At 44.1% G+C, this 17,382-nt stretch carries 16 protein-coding genes and 1 tRNA gene; 5 read left to right on the top strand and 12 right to left on the bottom strand.

What is annotated here, in order from left to right; all coding sequences use genetic code 11:
* Positions 1-8: 8 nt before the first annotated feature.
* The 3 genes from hemB to H6G17_RS01220 all read right to left on the bottom strand — a co-directional run bounded on the left by hemB (position 9) and on the right by H6G17_RS01220 (position 2,520).
* Complete coding sequence (gene hemB, locus H6G17_RS01230) at positions 9-989, bottom strand: porphobilinogen synthase (RefSeq protein WP_192153542.1); 981 nt, start codon at positions 987-989, stop codon at positions 9-11.
* Between the two features lie 123 nt (positions 990-1,112).
* A complete protein-coding gene (locus H6G17_RS01225; protein WP_192153541.1) occupies positions 1,113-2,078 on the bottom strand; it encodes a hypothetical protein in 966 nt (321 codons plus the stop codon).
* A gap of 100 nt (positions 2,079-2,178) precedes the next feature.
* Positions 2,179-2,520: a DUF4870 domain-containing protein gene (locus H6G17_RS01220; protein WP_192153540.1), complete on the bottom strand. Its 342-nt coding sequence runs from the start codon at positions 2,518-2,520 to the stop codon at positions 2,179-2,181.
* Between the two features lie 104 nt (positions 2,521-2,624).
* On the opposite strand from H6G17_RS01220, the gene prfC reads away from it, so the two are divergent.
* On the top strand, positions 2,625-4,262 hold the full coding sequence (prfC, locus tag H6G17_RS01215) for a peptide chain release factor 3 (RefSeq protein ID WP_192153539.1): 1,638 nt from the start codon (positions 2,625-2,627) through the stop codon (positions 4,260-4,262).
* A gap of 100 nt (positions 4,263-4,362) precedes the next feature.
* Positions 4,363-4,500, top strand: coding sequence for a hypothetical protein (locus tag H6G17_RS01210; RefSeq protein WP_192153538.1), 138 nt, complete (start codon positions 4,363-4,365; stop codon positions 4,498-4,500).
* Between the two features lie 52 nt (positions 4,501-4,552).
* On the opposite strand, the gene H6G17_RS01205 is transcribed toward H6G17_RS01210, so the two are convergent.
* Entirely contained in the window at positions 4,553-5,545 is a 993-nt protein-coding gene (locus H6G17_RS01205; protein ID WP_192153537.1) for an aldo/keto reductase, read from the bottom strand.
* A 114-nt stretch (positions 5,546-5,659) separates the two neighbouring features.
* Between H6G17_RS01205 and mnmH the strand changes: the two genes are divergently transcribed.
* Positions 5,660-6,721, top strand: a complete 1,062-nt coding sequence (mnmH, locus tag H6G17_RS01200) for a tRNA 2-selenouridine(34) synthase MnmH (RefSeq protein WP_192153591.1) — start codon at positions 5,660-5,662, stop codon at positions 6,719-6,721.
* Positions 6,722-6,885: 164 nt separating this feature from the next.
* On the opposite strand, the gene H6G17_RS01195 is transcribed toward mnmH, so the two are convergent.
* Positions 6,886-10,038: an MFS transporter gene (locus H6G17_RS01195; RefSeq protein WP_192153536.1), complete on the bottom strand. Its 3,153-nt coding sequence runs from the start codon at positions 10,036-10,038 to the stop codon at positions 6,886-6,888.
* Between the two features lie 421 nt (positions 10,039-10,459).
* On the opposite strand from H6G17_RS01195, the gene H6G17_RS01190 reads away from it, so the two are divergent.
* Positions 10,460-10,672: a chlorophyll a/b-binding protein gene (locus tag H6G17_RS01190; RefSeq protein ID WP_015152516.1), complete on the top strand. Its 213-nt coding sequence runs from the start codon at positions 10,460-10,462 to the stop codon at positions 10,670-10,672.
* A 337-nt stretch (positions 10,673-11,009) separates the two neighbouring features.
* Here the strand turns inward: H6G17_RS01190 and H6G17_RS01185 are convergent, their stop codons facing one another.
* From H6G17_RS01185 to H6G17_RS01170, 4 genes are read right to left on the bottom strand one after another with little or no spacing between them, the layout of a single operon-like run.
* The gene (locus tag H6G17_RS01185) at positions 11,010-12,116 is read right to left on the bottom strand and encodes a HAMP domain-containing sensor histidine kinase (RefSeq protein ID WP_192153535.1); all 1,107 of its coding nucleotides are present in this window, start codon (positions 12,114-12,116) and stop codon (positions 11,010-11,012) included.
* Complete coding sequence (locus tag H6G17_RS01180; protein ID WP_192153534.1) at positions 12,113-13,132, bottom strand: adenylate/guanylate cyclase domain-containing protein; 1,020 nt, start codon at positions 13,130-13,132, stop codon at positions 12,113-12,115. The genes H6G17_RS01185 and H6G17_RS01180 overlap by 4 nt, the downstream gene beginning before the upstream one ends.
* A complete protein-coding gene (locus H6G17_RS01175; RefSeq protein ID WP_192153533.1) occupies positions 13,116-13,631 on the bottom strand; it encodes a Rab family GTPase in 516 nt (171 codons plus the stop codon). The genes H6G17_RS01180 and H6G17_RS01175 overlap by 17 nt, the downstream gene beginning before the upstream one ends.
* A 21-nt stretch (positions 13,632-13,652) precedes the next feature.
* Positions 13,653-15,560: an OmpA family protein gene (locus tag H6G17_RS01170; RefSeq protein ID WP_192153532.1), complete on the bottom strand. Its 1,908-nt coding sequence runs from the start codon at positions 15,558-15,560 to the stop codon at positions 13,653-13,655.
* Positions 15,561-15,675: 115 nt separating this feature from the next.
* Here H6G17_RS01170 and H6G17_RS01165 point away from each other — a divergent pair, with 115 nt between their 5' ends.
* Positions 15,676-16,002 (top strand): heavy metal-binding domain-containing protein, encoded by a 327-nt coding sequence (locus H6G17_RS01165; protein WP_192153531.1) that lies wholly within the window; start codon positions 15,676-15,678, stop codon positions 16,000-16,002.
* Between the two features lie 37 nt (positions 16,003-16,039).
* Here the strand turns inward: H6G17_RS01165 and H6G17_RS01160 are convergent.
* From H6G17_RS01160 to hisF, 3 genes are all read right to left on the bottom strand, one after another.
* Positions 16,040-16,112: transfer RNA gene (locus H6G17_RS01160), tRNA-Ala, on the bottom strand.
* A gap of 73 nt (positions 16,113-16,185) precedes the next feature.
* Positions 16,186-16,377 carry a hypothetical protein gene (locus H6G17_RS01155; protein WP_015152522.1) on the bottom strand — a complete coding sequence of 64 codons (192 nt, stop codon included), beginning with the start codon at positions 16,375-16,377 and terminating at the stop codon, positions 16,186-16,188.
* A 121-nt stretch (positions 16,378-16,498) separates the two neighbouring features.
* The gene (gene hisF, locus H6G17_RS01150; RefSeq protein ID WP_192153530.1) at positions 16,499-17,269 is read right to left on the bottom strand and encodes an imidazole glycerol phosphate synthase subunit HisF; all 771 of its coding nucleotides are present in this window, start codon (positions 17,267-17,269) and stop codon (positions 16,499-16,501) included.
* Between the last annotated feature and the right edge of the window lie 113 nt (positions 17,270-17,382).

Genomic DNA, 17,382 nt, shown 5'->3' with positions numbered 1-17,382 from the left:
CTACATTTTTAGTCTATCCAACGCGCAGCATCTTTCGCGTGATATGTCAAAATCATATCTGACCCCGCCCGTTTAAAACTCGTCAGAGTCTCCATGACGACCCGCTGTTCGTCAATCCAGCCATTGAGGGCGGCGGCTTTCACCATCGCATACTCGCCAGAGACGTTGTAGGCAGCTACAGGTAAATTGGTTGCTTCCTTCACCCGCCAGATAATATCCATATATGCCAAAGCAGGCTTCACCATCAGCATGTCTGCCCCTTCAGCAATATCGAGTTCGACTTCTTTAATTGCTTCGCGGGCGTTTCCTGGGTCCATTTGATACGTGCGGCGATCGCCAAATTGGGGTGTAGAATCGGCAGCATCGCGGAAGGGTCCGTAATAAGCTGAGGCATATTTTGCCGCATAAGATAAAATTGGCGTATCTTGGAATCCTGCTGCATCTAAACCTTCGCGGATCGCTTGCACGAATCCGTCCATCATCCCCGAAGGGGCGATGATATCTGCCCCAGCTTTCGCTTGAGACACTGCTGTTTTCTTGAGTAATTCTAAAGTCGGATCGTTTAGAACTCGACCCATCAGATCGCCTGTTTGCAAATAGCCGCAGTGACCGTGACTGGTATACTCGCACAAGCAGGTGTCGGCAATGACAATTAAATCCGGTACTGCTTCTTTGACGGCAGTTGCAGCTTTCTGGACGATCCCGCAATCGTGCCAAGCTCCGGTTGCATCGGTATCTTTATCTTCAGGAATGCCAAATAGAATAATCGACGGGATACCCAGATCGTAAACTTCTTTGGCTTCCTCCACAATTTTGTCTACAGATAACTGGTAGACTCCTGGCATCGATTTGACTTCTTTGGCAAATGCTTCACCAGGAACGGCAAATAGAGGATAAATTAAATCGTTTTTAGATAAAACCGTTTCCCGCACCATCCGGCGCAGTTGGGGATGAGTTCTTAAGCGGCGAGGGCGATGAATTGGAAACATGACGTTGTATTATGACAGCTTGAGAAGATGTGGCGCTCAGATCTTGAAGTATATTACGCTGCGATCGCCTTACTGACAGAACGGGCAACTGTTGTTAAAAATATTAAGATTATTGAACGATCTCTAAGCGATCGCAGGTTGTTTCAATCTATTAAAAGCGATCGCGCTACTCATTTTTTGCACCACATCTCGACAGCGCCAATAACTAGCGTGAGCATCGCCACCGTTAATTAACAAAGATACAGGAGTTTGACGAAAAGGCAGCATCAGCAAATCGGTAAAATCGGTATCGCTGGTAACGACATCTTCAATTTCAACTAAACCGTTACCTACCACCTCCTGCATCACCTCTTTCAGCGTCCAAGCAAACGGATCGCTGGGGTGAATGAAATTGTACCAAGGTAAAGGCTGCTGTCTGCACTCTCGATACAAGGTTTGTAGTAGCTCTTGTAAATTCTTGGCAATATCGTAAGTATCACCGAGTCCCGTCGCATCAGGTACGAGATCGATCAGATTGAATAAAGCAATGGGAGAACCCAGCGTGTGAATGCTAGCAAGGCGGATACCTCGTTCGCGTTCCGGTGCTACACCAAAAATTCGCTGTCGGATCGTGCGGACGCGATCGCCACCTAGTACATTAGGAAGATCCCAACGTCCTGCAAACAGAATATCGAATAAAATTACCGTCCCCCAACTATGACCCACTATATGCAAGCGATCGTCTAGCTGGGGTTGTGAGGGTAAGTTTGCTTCTATTTGCCGTGCCAATTCCTCAACAACTTTAGCACCAACATGACGGTTGATATATAGTGTTGCATCCCCAATAAACTGCATCAGTTGTGTGGAGCGGAAATTGCGAAACCACAGACGCTTCCACTGGCTAGAGGCGCGGAACTTATCCAGACGTTTTTGTTGTTCGTCAAATAGAGTGTCACCCCAGTAAAGCGGAATATATTTAGGATTGAGCGTCGGTGCATGGGAGGCGATCGCGCGATCGAGCAATTTAATCAGACCGTTGGCATAGCTTGGCTGTGCCTGCTGTTCGCGAGTATTAACGCCATGAATGAACAGAATATAGTCAGTAGCCATTGACGCACCTATGACTTAAAGCTCTCTGACTATTGCTTCAGGCGCTATGCGGCAAATTCAGGAAAAGAAAGATTTTTGGCAATTAATCTTTGTCAAAAATTTATAACAATCGCACGATAAAAGGGTAGCGGAAAGACTCATCGGGATGGCTCAAGATTTTGACGATCGCCAGAATAGTCAATCCCCAATGAATTAAAAATCCCAGTCCTGCCAAAGGAAATAATAAACCAAAACTGATTGTTACTAGTACGCCAATAACCAATGCCCAAAACCAGACATTTAAGTGAAAATTAATCGCTTCTTTGGCATTTTCCTTGACGATTGGATCGTCGGAGACAAACAAGACAGCGATGGGAATACCAACAGATACCAGAGTGGTACTGAAAAAGATCGCTCCGTGGCTAATTGCCGATAGCAGTTTCCGCTTGTCAGGGTCGTACATACAAACACATTCCTCAGTTGCAGATTGTTATCCTAAATAAAGGTAAATTAGATTCTGCTAGACTCTGGTTTTTACTTCCTGTTACATCCTACAGCTAAGCTTCAATGATCTCCAACGACCTACAAGCAGATTTACAAACAGAGGTGGAGCGGCGACGCAATTTCGCTATCATTTCCCACCCAGACGCAGGTAAAACTACACTAACAGAAAAGTTATTGCTGTACGGGGGAGCAATTCACGAAGCAGGAGCCGTCAAAGCGCGACGAGCGCAGCGCAAGGCAACTTCTGACTGGATGGCAATGGAGCAGCAGCGGGGAATTTCCATTACCTCAACAGTCTTGCAGTTTGAATATCACAACGCTCAGATCAACTTGCTAGATACGCCAGGACACCAAGACTTTAGCGAAGACACCTATCGTACCCTGGCAGCGGCAGATAATGCGGTGATGTTGATCGACGCTGCGAAAGGTTTGGAACCGCAGACGCGCAAATTATTTGAAGTCTGTAAATTGCGATCGCTGCCCATTTTTACATTTGTGAATAAACTCGACCGTCCTGGGAGAGAACCACTATCGCTGTTGGATGAAATTGAGAAAGAATTAGGGTTGCAGACTTACGCGGTCAATTGGCCTATTGGTATGGGCGATCGCTTTAAGGGAGTTTTCGACCGTCGCACGCAGGAGATCCACTTATTTGAACGGACGGCTCACGGTAGCAAAGCAGCGGCGGATACGATCGTTAATTTGGGCGATCCGCGCATCGAGCAGTTGTTGGAACAAGACCTTTACTACCAACTGAAAGAGGATATAGAACTTTTAGAAGAAGCGGGATCGGAACTAGATTTAGATCTCGTCCACCAAGGCAAAATGACTCCGGTATTCTTTGGTAGCGCCATGACAAATTTTGGCGTGGAGTTGTTTTTAAATGCCTTTTTGGACTACGCCCTCAAACCCTATGCTCGTGTTAGCAGTATGGGTGAAATCGCTCCTTCCTATCCAGAATTTTCGGGTTTTGTGTTCAAACTTCAGGCAAATATGGACCCGAAACACCGCGATCGCGTCGCATTTATTCGCGTCTGTACGGGTAAATTTGAAAAAGACATGACGGTGAACCATGCCCGTACTGGTAAAACGATCCGTTTGTCAAGACCCCAAAAATTATTTGCTCAAGACCGCGAATCAATTGATGTAGCCTATCCTGGTGATGTGATTGGTTTGAATAATCCAGGGATGTTTGCGATCGGCGACACGATCTATACAGGACAAAAGCTAGAGTACGAAGGCATTCCCTCTTTCTCTCCCGAACTGTATGCCGTGATGAGAAACCCCAATCCTTCTAAATTTAAGCAATTCCAAAAAGGCGTATCTGAGTTGCGCGAAGAAGGCGCAGTCCAGATTATGTATTCAGTGGATGAATCCAAGCGCGACCCAATTTTAGCAGCAGTAGGACAGTTGCAATTTGAAGTGGTACAGTTCCGCTTGCAAAACGAATATGGCGTAGAGACGCTACTAGATTTATTGCCTTATACCGTTACTCGTTGGGTAGTTGATGGTTGGGAAGCTTTAGAAAAAGTAGGGCGGATCTTTAACACCATGACGGTGAAAGATTCCCTCAACCGTCCCGTGTTGTTATTCCGTAACGAATGGAATTGTCAGCAACTTGAAGCAGACCATCCAGATTTGAAGTTGAGTAAAATTGCTCCCTTAACTTCTGTAAGTGCAAGCGATCGCAACGGAGAATAGTAGAGACGTTATATGTAACGTCTCTACTGCATAGCGATCGCCTATCCTCCCTATAGAAAGATTGTTGTCCAATTCAATCTTTTTTTAAGGAAGTTTAACTATGAAAGCGATTGCAACTCCCCAAACCGCAGTTCAACCAACCCAACGACAATTCAATCCTACTCAACACAAAGGTAAATTAGTCGCTCAATGGTTTCGCGTCGATGGCAAATTAGTCTGTAAATGGTTCGCAATTTAACAATTACAACTTTCTGCTTAATTCCGAATTCCGAACTCCGAATTCCGAATTCTTACGTCCATGCTCGAAAGAAGGTATTATCCTCCCAAATAGCAGCAGTGCGTTGCTCGATCGCCGCTAATTCCTGTTTAGATAAAGGTTGAAAAGCTTGAGCCACACGAACATTGTCTTCTAATTGCGCGATCGTTTCTGCTGCCACAACACAACAATGCACTCCTGGTTGAGACATAGCATATCCTAATGCTTGATTCATCCCATCTAACCCGCCAGGTTTGAACAAGCGACCGTAAGCCGGGACTTTCATGGCAATTACACCAACATTTTTCTCCCTTGCAACTGGTAGAACCACAGGAAGAAAGGGACGTGGATGGTGTTTATCTGCTGCGTTGACGGGAATTAGAGTCGCGTCAAATGAATAGCGGCGCAAACCTTCAGCAATAATATTAGGATCGTGGTGTCCGGTAATTCCGGCAAAGCGAATAAGTTTTTGGGCTTTTGCTTCTTCGACAGCTTGAATTGCACCATTTTTGCCGAAAATAGTCTCTAAATCTTCAGTAAAAGAGACGTGATGCATTTGCCATAAATCTAATCGATCTGTGTTTAAGCGTTTGAGCGATCGCTCTAATTCACGCCATGCACCATCACGATCTCTGGCATCAGTTTTACTAGCAAGAAATATATTTTTCCGGTGAGATGGTAAGACTTTGCCAAAATAATCTTCACTCGGACCGTAATTAGCCGCAGTATCAAAATAACGAATTCCCAGCGCGATCGCTTTTTCAATTATTGCGACTGCATCCCCTTCTTTTCCCTGCCAAGATAGAGGCGTTTGTCCTGCTCCGCCTAAGCCGAAAATTGGAACTTTAACCTCTGTGCGTCCCAGTACCCTTTCTGGCATTTTGGCTGTCGATTTAGCCGTTGTATTTTGTGCCGTAGACTGAGCGCTATCAGTTTGATTTTGTTGTAGCGCCGTGCTACCAATAATTCCACCTGCTACAGCCGCACCAGTAAGCAGAAAATTGCGCCGAGTGGTCTTATCTGTCATTATTAGCTCCTTAAATTTTCAGCAAGACACTGAGGGCAACGAATATCTCTTCGTATGGTAGCAAAGTAAAACTTCTAAAAATGGCACAATCAAAATAGATAAAATTTGACTGGAATGCCACCTTCTCCGATTTATACCCAGCAACCCTGGACAGAAACCTACAGCGAAATTATTGATGTTCGTTCCCCGAGCGAATATGCAGAGGATCGCATCCCTAGTGCTATCAATCTTCCAGTACTAGATGATACCGAACGTGCTGAAGTGGGGACGATTTATAAACAAATCAATCCTTTCAAGGCGCGTAAAATTGGTGCAGCACTAGTAGCTAAAAATATTTCTCAGCATCTCCAACAGCATTTTGCAGATAAAGGCAAAGATTACCGTCCGTTAGTCTATTGCTGGCGCGGCGGACAACGTTCTAATAGTATGGCTGCGGTGCTAGCACAAATTGGTTGGCGAGTTAGCGTCTTAGAAGGTGGGTATAAAACTTATCGCGCCTACGTGCGGCAACAGTTAGAACAACTCCCAACCCAATTTACCTATAAAGTCTTATGCGGTTTTACGGGTAGCGGTAAAACTCTGATTTTACGTAGGTTACAACAACGCGGCATCCAAGTTTTAGATTTAGAGGCGATCGCCAACCATCGCGGTTCTTTACTTGGTGAAGAATGGCAGCTACAACCGACTCCTCAACCTTCACAGAAGTACTTTGAATCATTGCTCTTACAGCAATTACGTAAATTCAATCGCGATCGAGTTGTATGGATAGAATCAGAAAGTAACAAAATTGGAAAAATTTATTTACCTCTACCTCTATGGCAGAAAATGAAGCAATCTCAGTGTATAGAAATTCAGCTACCTATAGATAGTAGAGTTGCATTTCTTTTAAGAGAATATCCCTATTTAGAAACTCACTCTGAGTTTTTAAAAACCAAACTAGAAAAATTAAAATCTAGACATGGGAAACAAAAATTAAACTATTGGTTTCAGTTAATCGATGCTGGAAAAAGAGAAGATATCGTTAAAGAACTACTCCTGTTTCACTACGATCCAACTTATTCTTGCTCTATTCAAAGAGACTATAACAATATAGAAAAACCTTTGTTCGTGTCAGATGTATCGGAGATCAATATCAAGCATGTTTTAAATAAGTTGCTCTTACTGTCTGAAGACTAATCTTTTTACTCCATTTCATAGCAATTCTCGATTGCGTGCGTGACATTTGTAGGGGCGCACAGAGAAAGCGCCCCTACAGATCTGTGGTTTACTCAAGACTCGTGCCTTCAGCACTGATAAAAAAACCCCTCACCGGAGTGAGAGGCTCAACCTAACCTAAGCTATTAAATCGCTACAGCGATCGCACCCGCTAAAGCAGCAAAGAATGCCGAAACTGTTGCCGTACCAAACAACCACCAAGCAGCTGAAGCCGCCGCCTTGCGCGTCTCTTCCGCTTGCTTTTCTGCCTGTTCTTTCACTTGCTCCAATCGCTTCTGTGCTTCGTGCTGAATGCGTTCTGCTCTTTGCAACACGTTGTTACGCGCCGACTCAATGCGATCGATAATTCGATTCGCATCCGCCTCAGAAATATCCTCGCGAGAACTCAAAATCGCTACATAAGTATCTCGATTAAACGAAGATAGCCGTCCGCGCAAAGCATCAAACCCAGCTTGCGGATCGTCAAATAACTTACGCATATCCCGCTGAATGCTGTCGTAATTTAACTCTGGGCGATCGAGTGAATTGAGGTAGCTGCGAATGCGATCGAATACGCTGTCGATCGCATCTTGAATCCGCCGTTGAATTGCTCGTACCTGATCGACAAAATTATCGCGTACAGCTAATACCCGATCGACAACTTCTGCTGCTTCCGCATCAGACATATCACCCCGCATCTTCAACAAGTCAATTAACGTCTCGCGATCGAAGTGAGACAAGCGATCGCTCAAACTCTCAATTCCCACTTTCGGATCGCGTAACAACAAAGACAAATCCCGCTTAATGCCTTCTGGATTGAGTTCGTCTTTACCTGTATGACGTAAATACTCTTCCAAATAAGTTTGGAAACTCTGAACTCTTTGTTGCGTACGAGTCGCCAGACGACGGGGCGCTTTGATAATATCCCGAATCGAAGTTTGCATTTGATCGACAATTTGGTTGACTTGCTCCTCGCTCAAATCGCGCCGCTGGCTCAATAACTTCACCAGGGTTTCTCGATCTACGTGAGACAAGCGCCTTCTGAGGGCAGCCGATCCCTCTTTCGGATTGGCAAACAAACGCTGAAAGTCGCGCTGAATTCCTTCTGGATTCAACTCTTCTCTACCAGTGTTGCGTAGGTAATCGGCGATCGCATTCGTCACCGAGTCGTATTGTTCCTTCGCTTTACCCATCAAAACTTGCGGTGCAACCCGCACGTTGTGCCAAGACCCCTCAACTTGGTTAATAACTTGGTTGATCTGTTCTTCGCTCAAGTCTTGGCGCTGATTTAACAGTTGTACCAGGGTTTCGCGATCGAAGCGAGACAACCGCGCCCTTAGTGCTGCCATCCCCGCTTGCGGATCTTCTAGTAAAGTCTTCAGTTCAGCCTCAATTGCGTAGGGATTCAATTCATCTCTGCCAGTGTTGCGCAGGTAAGATTCCAAGTTCAGCCACAGGGTTTCAGCTTGATATTTTGCCTGGTCTGCCAGTCCTTTAGACTCAACTAAGACTTTTTCGCGCTGTGCCTCCAACCGATCTAAAATTGGCTCTATCTCTTCTGGGGTAATATCGTTACGTTGCAATAGCACTTGTCGCAACGAGTCCCGATCCCACCTAGCTAGACGCAAACCAAGAGTTTCGTAATCGACATCCGAGTCTTCTAATAACGGTTTGAAGTTACGCTCAATTCCTTCTGGAGTTAAGTCTGCTTTACTCGTTGTCAGTAGATAACTCTCTACACGGTGCTGGAGTTCTTGGACGGCTTCCCTTTCTTCAATACCTCTCACTGTAGTCAAGACATCTTGACGAATCAGTTCCAAGCGATCGGCTATAGTTTGAATTTGAGCTTGGGTCAGCATTCCCTTCTGTTGCAGCAATCGGGCAAAATCGTTGCGAGAAAGTTGCTCGATCTGTTGCCTGACTGCTTGTGGATCGGCTGCCGGATCGTAGAGAATGTCGCGAAATTCCCGATCCATCCTGTCTTGACTTAACTGCCAAGTATAAGTGTTGAGCAGGTAGTTTTCTACATCCGCCCTAATGGTCGTGTAGGGAACTTCAGCAGATTTCATTCCTGTTTGAGTGGCAACCTTATCTACTCCCTCGGTGACTTTATCTCTTGCCGTGAGGAGCGATCGCAAGATCTTCTCAACATCTAAATCTGATAGATCGGCACGTCCCATCACCATTCCCATCAGGGTGTTGATTCCCGTTTGCAGCGTTTGCTGTACTGGACCTGCGGTGGCTTTGTCGGCTTGGTCTGCCTGTCTTTGATCGGCTTGCTTAGACGATCGCATTTCTTCTGTGAGTCGATCGATCTTGGCGTTCAACTCGTCCGTCCTGGTTTGTCCGGGCTGCACGGACTTGAGGTATTCGATCAACTCATCCATGCGATCGCGTTTCGGTTGTTGTTTTCCGACCACATCCCGCCAGACGCTTTCTAACTGATCGGCAATTTTATTGACTTCGCGTTTTGATAAATCGGTACGGCTGCTGACGAGATCGATAAACTTTTGGCGATCGATATTTCGCAAGTCATCGGTTCCGGCAAGATCTGCCAGTTGCGGATCGCGTAAAATTGTCTCAAATTCTCTTCTAATCTTTGTCGTATCCATCTCTGGCGGACGCAGCATGTCTATATAATCTTCCAAGTTCTCACGAATTGTCGTCGGGTCGATCGCGCTACCTAATTCTCGCCGTACTGCCGCAGCTGCCGCTTCTGCTGTCTGTACGACTTGCTGATTGACAGCTTTTGCTCCCATAGCAGCGGTAGCCGTTCCCATAATTGCTTGAAAACCCGAGGTTGCCGTATTCACGACGGAACCAACCAAGGAACCGACTGTGGTGGAACTAACCCACACCAGCAGTAAAAAGTAAGCTCCCCAGATCACTAGACCGAGAACTGCTCCCAGTCCTACATCTACGCTCAGCAGGCTTAAACTAACGGCAAGAAAGCTAGCGATGAATAAAGCAATGCTGACAGTTATTAACGTCCAAATACCCACTGCCGTACCAATTTTACGGATCGTTCCTCCCACACTCCCAGATTCGCTGCTACCTGAATCTGAGTCTGATTGCCGTCCTAAATAGGAAATCCCAGCAGCCACAGAGAGGTTTGTTAATACAAGTTGTACGGCAAAGGCAAGAATCACTCCTGATATTAAAGCAACAAAAAATCTCGGACCCGAAAATACAAACGCTGCCTCTGCTGGTGTCGTCACACCCCCATCTGGTGGAGTTAACTGTGCCAGCCAGGAGAAAGGTTTATATAGTCCCAGTAAAATTTCTGGATTCTGAAACATGGTTTTTCCTTCTTTTGTGCTGTGCTGAGCGTCTAAATACAATGTGAGGAGGAAATTTAGGAGCTAAAAATACTATTTAACCCCGTAGCTTAAAAATGCTGCATTTAACAGCGTCAAACATCCACCCCAAGTCTGAAAGCTCTGCCTGTAGTGGGATGAATTCAGATTTACTTCTGAGGCGAGTAAATGTATTTAGCAGCGTTTATGTACGTCAAGATACTAATTACAAGTTGTTAACAATACCAAGCGATCGCTTCATCGCGATTTACACCGTCTATTGATAGAATTCCTCCTGAAAAATTCACTTTATATTAGTCCTAGAGAAGTGCTGCTAGTTTGTACCTCTAGACAGAAAGCAAGAATTAAATTCTCCTTTAAATTAAAGATATGTGAAGCGGCTTATTCGATTAGGAGCAAAAAAATGGAAACTCGTGAAACTCGTCCAGCTACAGATGTACCACCAGTTGCTAAAGCGTACAATGGCGTAGACAGAAACGCATTCATCTTTGGGTTGAATCCTCAAGCCGAGCTATGGAACGGACGTTTGGCAATGATTGGATTTCTTGCCTATTTAATTTGGGACTTAGCAGGTTTTAGCGTTCTACGCGACGTATTACATCTCATCGGTTACTAGATCTCTCAAACCTCCCTTTTTCAGGGGGGTTGCTCTACCAACCTTGCTTTATTTTCAAAAATTCGATCTAACAGTCTTTCTTTTCAATCATATTGAGGAGAGACTATTATGTTTTTTATAAAACTTCTTGCAGTTCAGATTTTATAGTGACATTTGTAGGGGCGCACAGCTGTGCGCCCCTACAGCTCGTGTATTTTACCCGCTTGAAAACTGCTATTAAACTAAGTTTGGGCGAATGAAATCCGCGTCTACATAGGCAAAGTTCGCCTGCGCGGACTGAGACAATTTAATGATATTGAACCTGCGGAAGTAGGTTTCGTTTGTGTTGCTGCGAACTCTATTCGCTTAGTATTTTCGGTAAGCGAAACCAGAACTGCGCTCCCCCTTGAGAATTGGTTTTATAGCCGATACTTCCACCCCATTGCTCTACTGTAATTCTACAGAAATATAGCCCTAAGCCAATTCTTCCCGGTCTATTTTTGCCTTGGGAAAACTTTTGAAATAAAGTTGTAGCGATTTCTGGTTCTATGCCAGAACCCATATCGTCAACTGCGATCGTCATGAAATCTCCCTCTTCTGCGATCTCAATTGTCACCGCAGAGTTTGGTGGACTGTGCCTGTAGGCGTTTTCTACCAAATTCGTTATCGTTCGCTCCAGACGTGACTTTTCTCCTACAACTTTCCATTCTCTGGTTTTATCAACATCGATTTGTAGCCGTAAATCGATCTGATTGAGAAAGAAAACTGGTGATAAAGCATTCACAACTTCTAAAACGCAAGCTAGCGCATCTGGTGCTTGTTGTGAATCGTTTCCCACCCCTTCCAAAATCTCAATTTCAGCTGCAAAAGCATCTAAAATTTCTCGAATTAATGTCTCTTGTTTTTGACACTGCTTTTTACCAATATTTAAGTATTCTTGCGCTTTAGAATTGAGGTTTTGGAGTGAGAGTAGCTCGAAACAATACTTGATTCCCGTTAACTGTCCGGCTAGATCGTGAACGATACAATGAATTAATACTTCTTTTTTTTGAATTTCTTTTAACAAATTGTAGTAATTTAAACTATTTTCTCTGGCTTTTTGGAGTAAAAACTGATGCTCTTTATAATTAGAAGCAATTAATAATATTTTTTTCTCATTTAGACAAACTGCTGAAGCCTCTAAATAAAATTCTTGTCCTGATAAGTCAGTTTCCGTCCACAGTCCAGATTTAATTCTTCCCGATTGATGTTTCTGCCAAAAGGCTTCTGCGTCGATCAAAAAATTATCGAGTACGGGAAATTTATGTCCCGGCATCAACTGTTGTTGTAAGTCAGTATCTCCATAAAATTGTACGAACCAGATAGGTGCAGTACCGATGAGCTTGAATGAATCATACTCCAATCGTTCTAGAACAACGACATTTAGTGCCGCAAATAGCTCATCTATGATGCTTTCCTCGCTCATGCTACTAAAAACGTAAAGATAGGTATTGGTTCGCTAGCAATGCCTTTAAATATAGTATGACTTCTGCTGAAGCGAGTTTGCATCTCACCGATACGATCGTATGTATTGCGATCGATCGCGATCGCGTTAGGAGTTGCTTGAAATCCTAGCTGTTCTACAATTGCCATGCGATCGCCAACAGCAATCAAAGTTTTTTGATTTTGACTACCAGTAATACCCACAATCAGGGAACCAGAAACAATACTGATGCCGACACTAAATGCAATGCATTTATCGACTTGCCGCACCTGACTCATCTCTCGTACTATTTCTACAACTCGGATCGCTGCTTCAATCGCACGCACCGCAGGCGAACCAGTCACCGGAAGTATGCCAAACAAACTTGTCACAGCATCTCCAAAACCTTTACTTACTATTCCACCTCGATCTAGTAACGGCTGCACGATCGTGGAAATGTATGAGTTGAGAGTGGCGATCGCTTCTGCTGGTGGGTAATCTTCAATCGAGGAGTTGAGGCTGCAAATCTTAGCTAATACAACAGTCACATCTCGGCGATCGCCTTTCTCTAATACCGCTACTAATTCCTGCGATAAGTTGGCTGCAACGCGATCGTGTAGGCTTTGTTCTAACAAGCGAGAGTGATGTTGGCGAATTAAACTCAAATCGTTGCCTTGTTGCTGAAGGATGCTGTATTGATGTTCGTATCGACTTGCATCCAGTAATAGTATCCAGTCACCTTCATCTGTAGAAAAAATATGAACCTCGGCAGCAACTCCCGACTCCATTTTTATGCAAGGTAAGATCGTCGGCAAATTCTGCAAGGGTAGTAACCCCGCTAAAAATAATATCTTTTTTTCAACAATTTCTCCTCGTTCGAGATGATGCAATCCATACAATGATAATTGACCTCCCCAGCTCACTAAACAGCCATCCTGCACTAAAAAGTAAGCCGGACAACGACTTGCAAAAATTGACTCTTGAAAGTACTTGGCTATGGATCTAGGGAGGTGAGACATCCATTGCCTCCAGCATTTGTTGTGTGAGTTTGGCGAAGGCTTCTTCTACACCTGTAGCCGTTTTAGCACTAGTCTCGATCGCCGTCCAGTTTTTCTGTAAAAGACTATCCACTACTGAATCCTCTATTTCCCAATCACCTGTTAAATCTGATTTATTCAATATCAATATAAAAGGAACTTTGCCAATAGTTTCTTCTACCCTTTGTTGTAAAGATAAGGCTTTATCTAAAGTATAACGACGGGTTCCATCTACGACTAAAAAATAACCAGATGCACCTCTTAAATAAGACATCTGCAATTTCTGAAACTCGTCTTCGCCGTGGATATCCCACAGAATTAGATTGACCTCTCTATCGCCAAGTTTAACTAGTTTCTTATCAATTTTCACTCCTACGGTAGAATGGTATACTTCTGAGTAAATAGTTTTAACGAATTGCGATACTAAACTCGTTTTTCCCGTAGCAAACGCACCGACCATACATATTTTTTTTTGAATCATATCTCAAACAGCAAATTTTTTCTAGGGTGCATCCGTTAAAAATACCTTAAAAGAAACGCGACGATTCATTTCTCGATTGTTTTGGCTAGCTTTTTGTTGCCAAGGTTCTTGCGCTCCTACACCAATTGTCGTTAAATCGGACGATCTTACTCCTCGCGAAACCAAGGCTGATGAAATTTGCTTTGCTCTAGCTTGACTGAGATACATATTATGCTCGGTTGAACCATCGCTATCTGAATGTCCTTTAATTTCAATGCGTACATTCTTATTCATAAGTGGAGCTATCTTTGCGAGTTTTTGAATAGCTGCAACGATCTTTTCTAATTTCTGTTGCTGATTCGGTAAAAGTTCCGAACTATCGTTAACAAATAAGAGAATTTCTCGTTCTAATTCCGTTTTAGTTTTGAGTAATTCTTGGAGTTCAATTGCAGTCAGATCCTCTGTCTGTAACTGCGTCACTCCAGGCAGATTAGGCGCAACTTTTTTGGCTTGAGCAATCCACTGTCGCGGTGCAGTACCAGTCATATAAAGAACGCCGTTGCGATCGACTTTCAAACTCGTGGTATTTGGTGGCTGTAATAATTTTTCCGCTCTTTTCGTAACAAATTGCGGCTCTAGGGAGATGTAAGGTTGCCAACGACTGACAACATTTTTAGGGTCGATCTCTGCATCTGAGATTAATTGAATGGGTTCAGCAGCCAACGGATCGCGCAATCCCGATATATAGTATTTGCCAAAATGACTGTCAGCACTAACGACAACTATTCCTGCTTGCGAGTTTAATATATTTAAATATGCCTGCCACTTTTGTCGAGCTTGAAAAGACATAAAACTCCACCATCCCAGCGTACACAAGATTCCGCTTATCAATAATAATAAAAGCGGTGAAGGTTTATCTGAAGTTGTTTGATACTGGGATTGAAGGCAATTCTCTAAATAAGATTGACTAGCTTCAAATGGAGTATCGTCGCCGCGAAAATTCAAAAGTAGCTTGTGAAATTTTTTGTGAATTGTTTCTAGAGTAGCTTGAAAGTTTTCTCTTAATTCTTTAGGTGCATTACCGCGAATTATGCCTGCTAAAATTGCTTGGGGACCTTGCTCGATCCAAATCGTCAATTCGCCAAATTCTAGCGCGTCCAATCGATCTTGTTGCTTAACCTTAAACGAATCTTGCACGAAATCTTGAATTGCTTTTAACATAGCTGCAACCAGATCTGCATCTTGTGTAGCAGCCGGATCTACTGCCAAGCTATGTAACAACAGTCCAGTGTGACGATGAATCAAAAAAACTTCTTCTACCCGATAAACTAGCGTTCGTAGCAAGACAACTTCGGCAAAAGACTTACCAGTTTGCATTGCTTCTAAGCGCCAGAGAAAACTTCTTGGGGTTAAGCTATGGTCGAGTGCTTGATTAAAGGTGGCAACAAAAGTTTTCAGTGCTGCCATTGCAGCTTTGCGGCTAGCAGGTCCGATGATGGGAAACAAAGCATCGGACAGCGTATTCAAGTCTCTTCTAACAGAGGTTTGAATTGCTTGTTCTACAGTTGGGACGGCGGCTTGAGTCAGTTGGTCATCCTGCATTGACCTGAGAATAATCGCCTCTGGCAAAACCCGACTCACATCTTCGACTCGGAGTTGCGATTTATCGAGTTTTGCTTGGAGTTCGGGACCGAAAAGTAAATCCCGTAATTCGGCGATCGCTTCCTCTTCGGTAGTAAAATTCTTTTGGGGCGGTGGTTGCGATCGCGCTGTTGGTGTCTGTGGCTGCTGCTCCAATACTATCTGACGCAGTTGAGCTAAGACTTCTACTTCAGCAGCAGTGAGATGGGTGTCTTGCGATCGATCCAACAGACTTTCTAGCTCAGTCAGTGCCTCAGCTTCAGAGCTTGAAGTGCTGTCAGTAGATTGGCGACGAGAAGAGTCAGTCATTTGCCGAGCGTTTCCTAATATCCCCCATACTCACATTGAATTGTATAGCCACCTGTAGTCAAGAGGACACGAAACACCGACAAATCTTATACAACTATATTATTAAAGGAGTCATATGATTTTAACTACAGCTAGCTTAGTTGGCGACCAGCGCGTCGTGCAGCATCTCGGTATTGTTAGTGGCGAAGCGATTCTAGGAGCAAATATTTTTCGCGATTTCTTTGCCGGCATTCGGGATATTGTTGGTGGTCGCTCGGCAGGTTACGAGCGATCGCTCAGAGAAGCGAAAGATACTGCTATGCGCGAGATGATTCAGCAAGCAACAGCTCTCGGTGCTAATGCGGTAATTGGCATCGACATCGATTACGAAACCATAGGTGTTGGCAATGGCGGTAGTATGTTGATGGTGGCAGTCAGCGGTACTGCTGTCGTGTGCCAGTAATCGTCTCGATAACTTTCTTTCATTAATTTTCTTTAAGTGGAGCTAAGCGGATTCGAACCGCTGACCCCCTCAATGCCATTGAGGTGCTCTACCAACTGAGCTATAACCCCGCACAAATGCGTTTTCTATTATGCCTTAAATCTCTCTTTGCTGTCAATCCGCACTATTCAATCATTTTAAGCATTAATATCCGCGTGCTAAGTAGCTCATGCAGTTTCCCATCAAAAAGTAGACAACTAACATGGCTGCGGCACTAGCTGCCACTAACACCCCTGCCAGCATCATCGAAAATTCCTTCTTCGCAAACGCCTCTTCCATCAGGTGCAGCGACCAAGCTACTAAAGCTACGTCAAAAATGAGAATAACTGTCAGCATTTTTTAAGATATTTTAAAACATATTTCATATATCTTAACTAATTCTCAGGAACCTGGTCTTAATTAGAGGTTAAGTTTTTCTTGCTACAGAAATTTGGCAAATTTATAATACCAATTAGATCTAATTAAGCCGGATGGGACAATTGCGATCGCCCAAATAAGATTTAATTTGCCCTACACTAAGTTGACCGTAATGCAGTAGCGAGGCTAACAAAGCAGCTTCCGCTCTACCCTCAGTCAAAGCAGTGTAGATATGCTCGCAGTTTCCCGCACCACCAGAGGCGATAACTGGGATTTCTACAGATGAGGCGATCGCGCCAGTTAATTCTATGTCATACCCTGCTTGAGTGCCATCGGCATCCATACTCGTTACCAACAACTCCCCAGCACCTCGTTGGGCAACTTCCTGCGCCCATTGCAGAGCATCGATGCCAGTGTTTTCCCGTCCACCACGAACGTAAACGTCCCAACCAGGATTGTTGACATCCTGCCGTCGCCGTGCATCAATAGCCACTACTATACACTGATTGCCAAAGCGATCGCTGGCACGATTAATTAGGTCTGGGTCTTTGACTGCGGCGGAATTGATACTGACTTTATCTGCACCCGCTCTTAACAAATTTTTAATTTGTTCTAAGGATTGGATGCCCCCACCGACAGTCAGAGGAATGAACACTTGCTCGGCAGTGCGATAAACTACATCAAAAATAATGTCACGGTCTTCGTGAGTAGCAGTAATATCCAGAAACACTAGCTCATCTGCCCCAGCTTCGTTATAAACTTTAGCCAACTCCACCGGATCGCCTGCATCTTGTAAGTTGACAAAATTTACACCCTTGACTACTCGCCCCGCCTTCACATCCAAGCAAGGTAATATCCTTTTAGCTAGCATTGTTCTGCATCCGAATAACTCAAGAGATTATACATAAATGTTGGTAATTGGTAATTGGTAATTGGTAATTGGTAATTGGTAATTGGTCATTTTTTATTACTCTCCCTTGTCCC

It is taken from the genome of Chroococcidiopsis sp. [FACHB-1243] (genome assembly GCF_014696895.1).
Lineage (GTDB): Bacteria > Cyanobacteriota > Cyanobacteriia > Cyanobacteriales > Chroococcidiopsidaceae > Chroococcidiopsis.
This window is presented reverse-complemented; position numbering and strand designations above follow the sequence as displayed.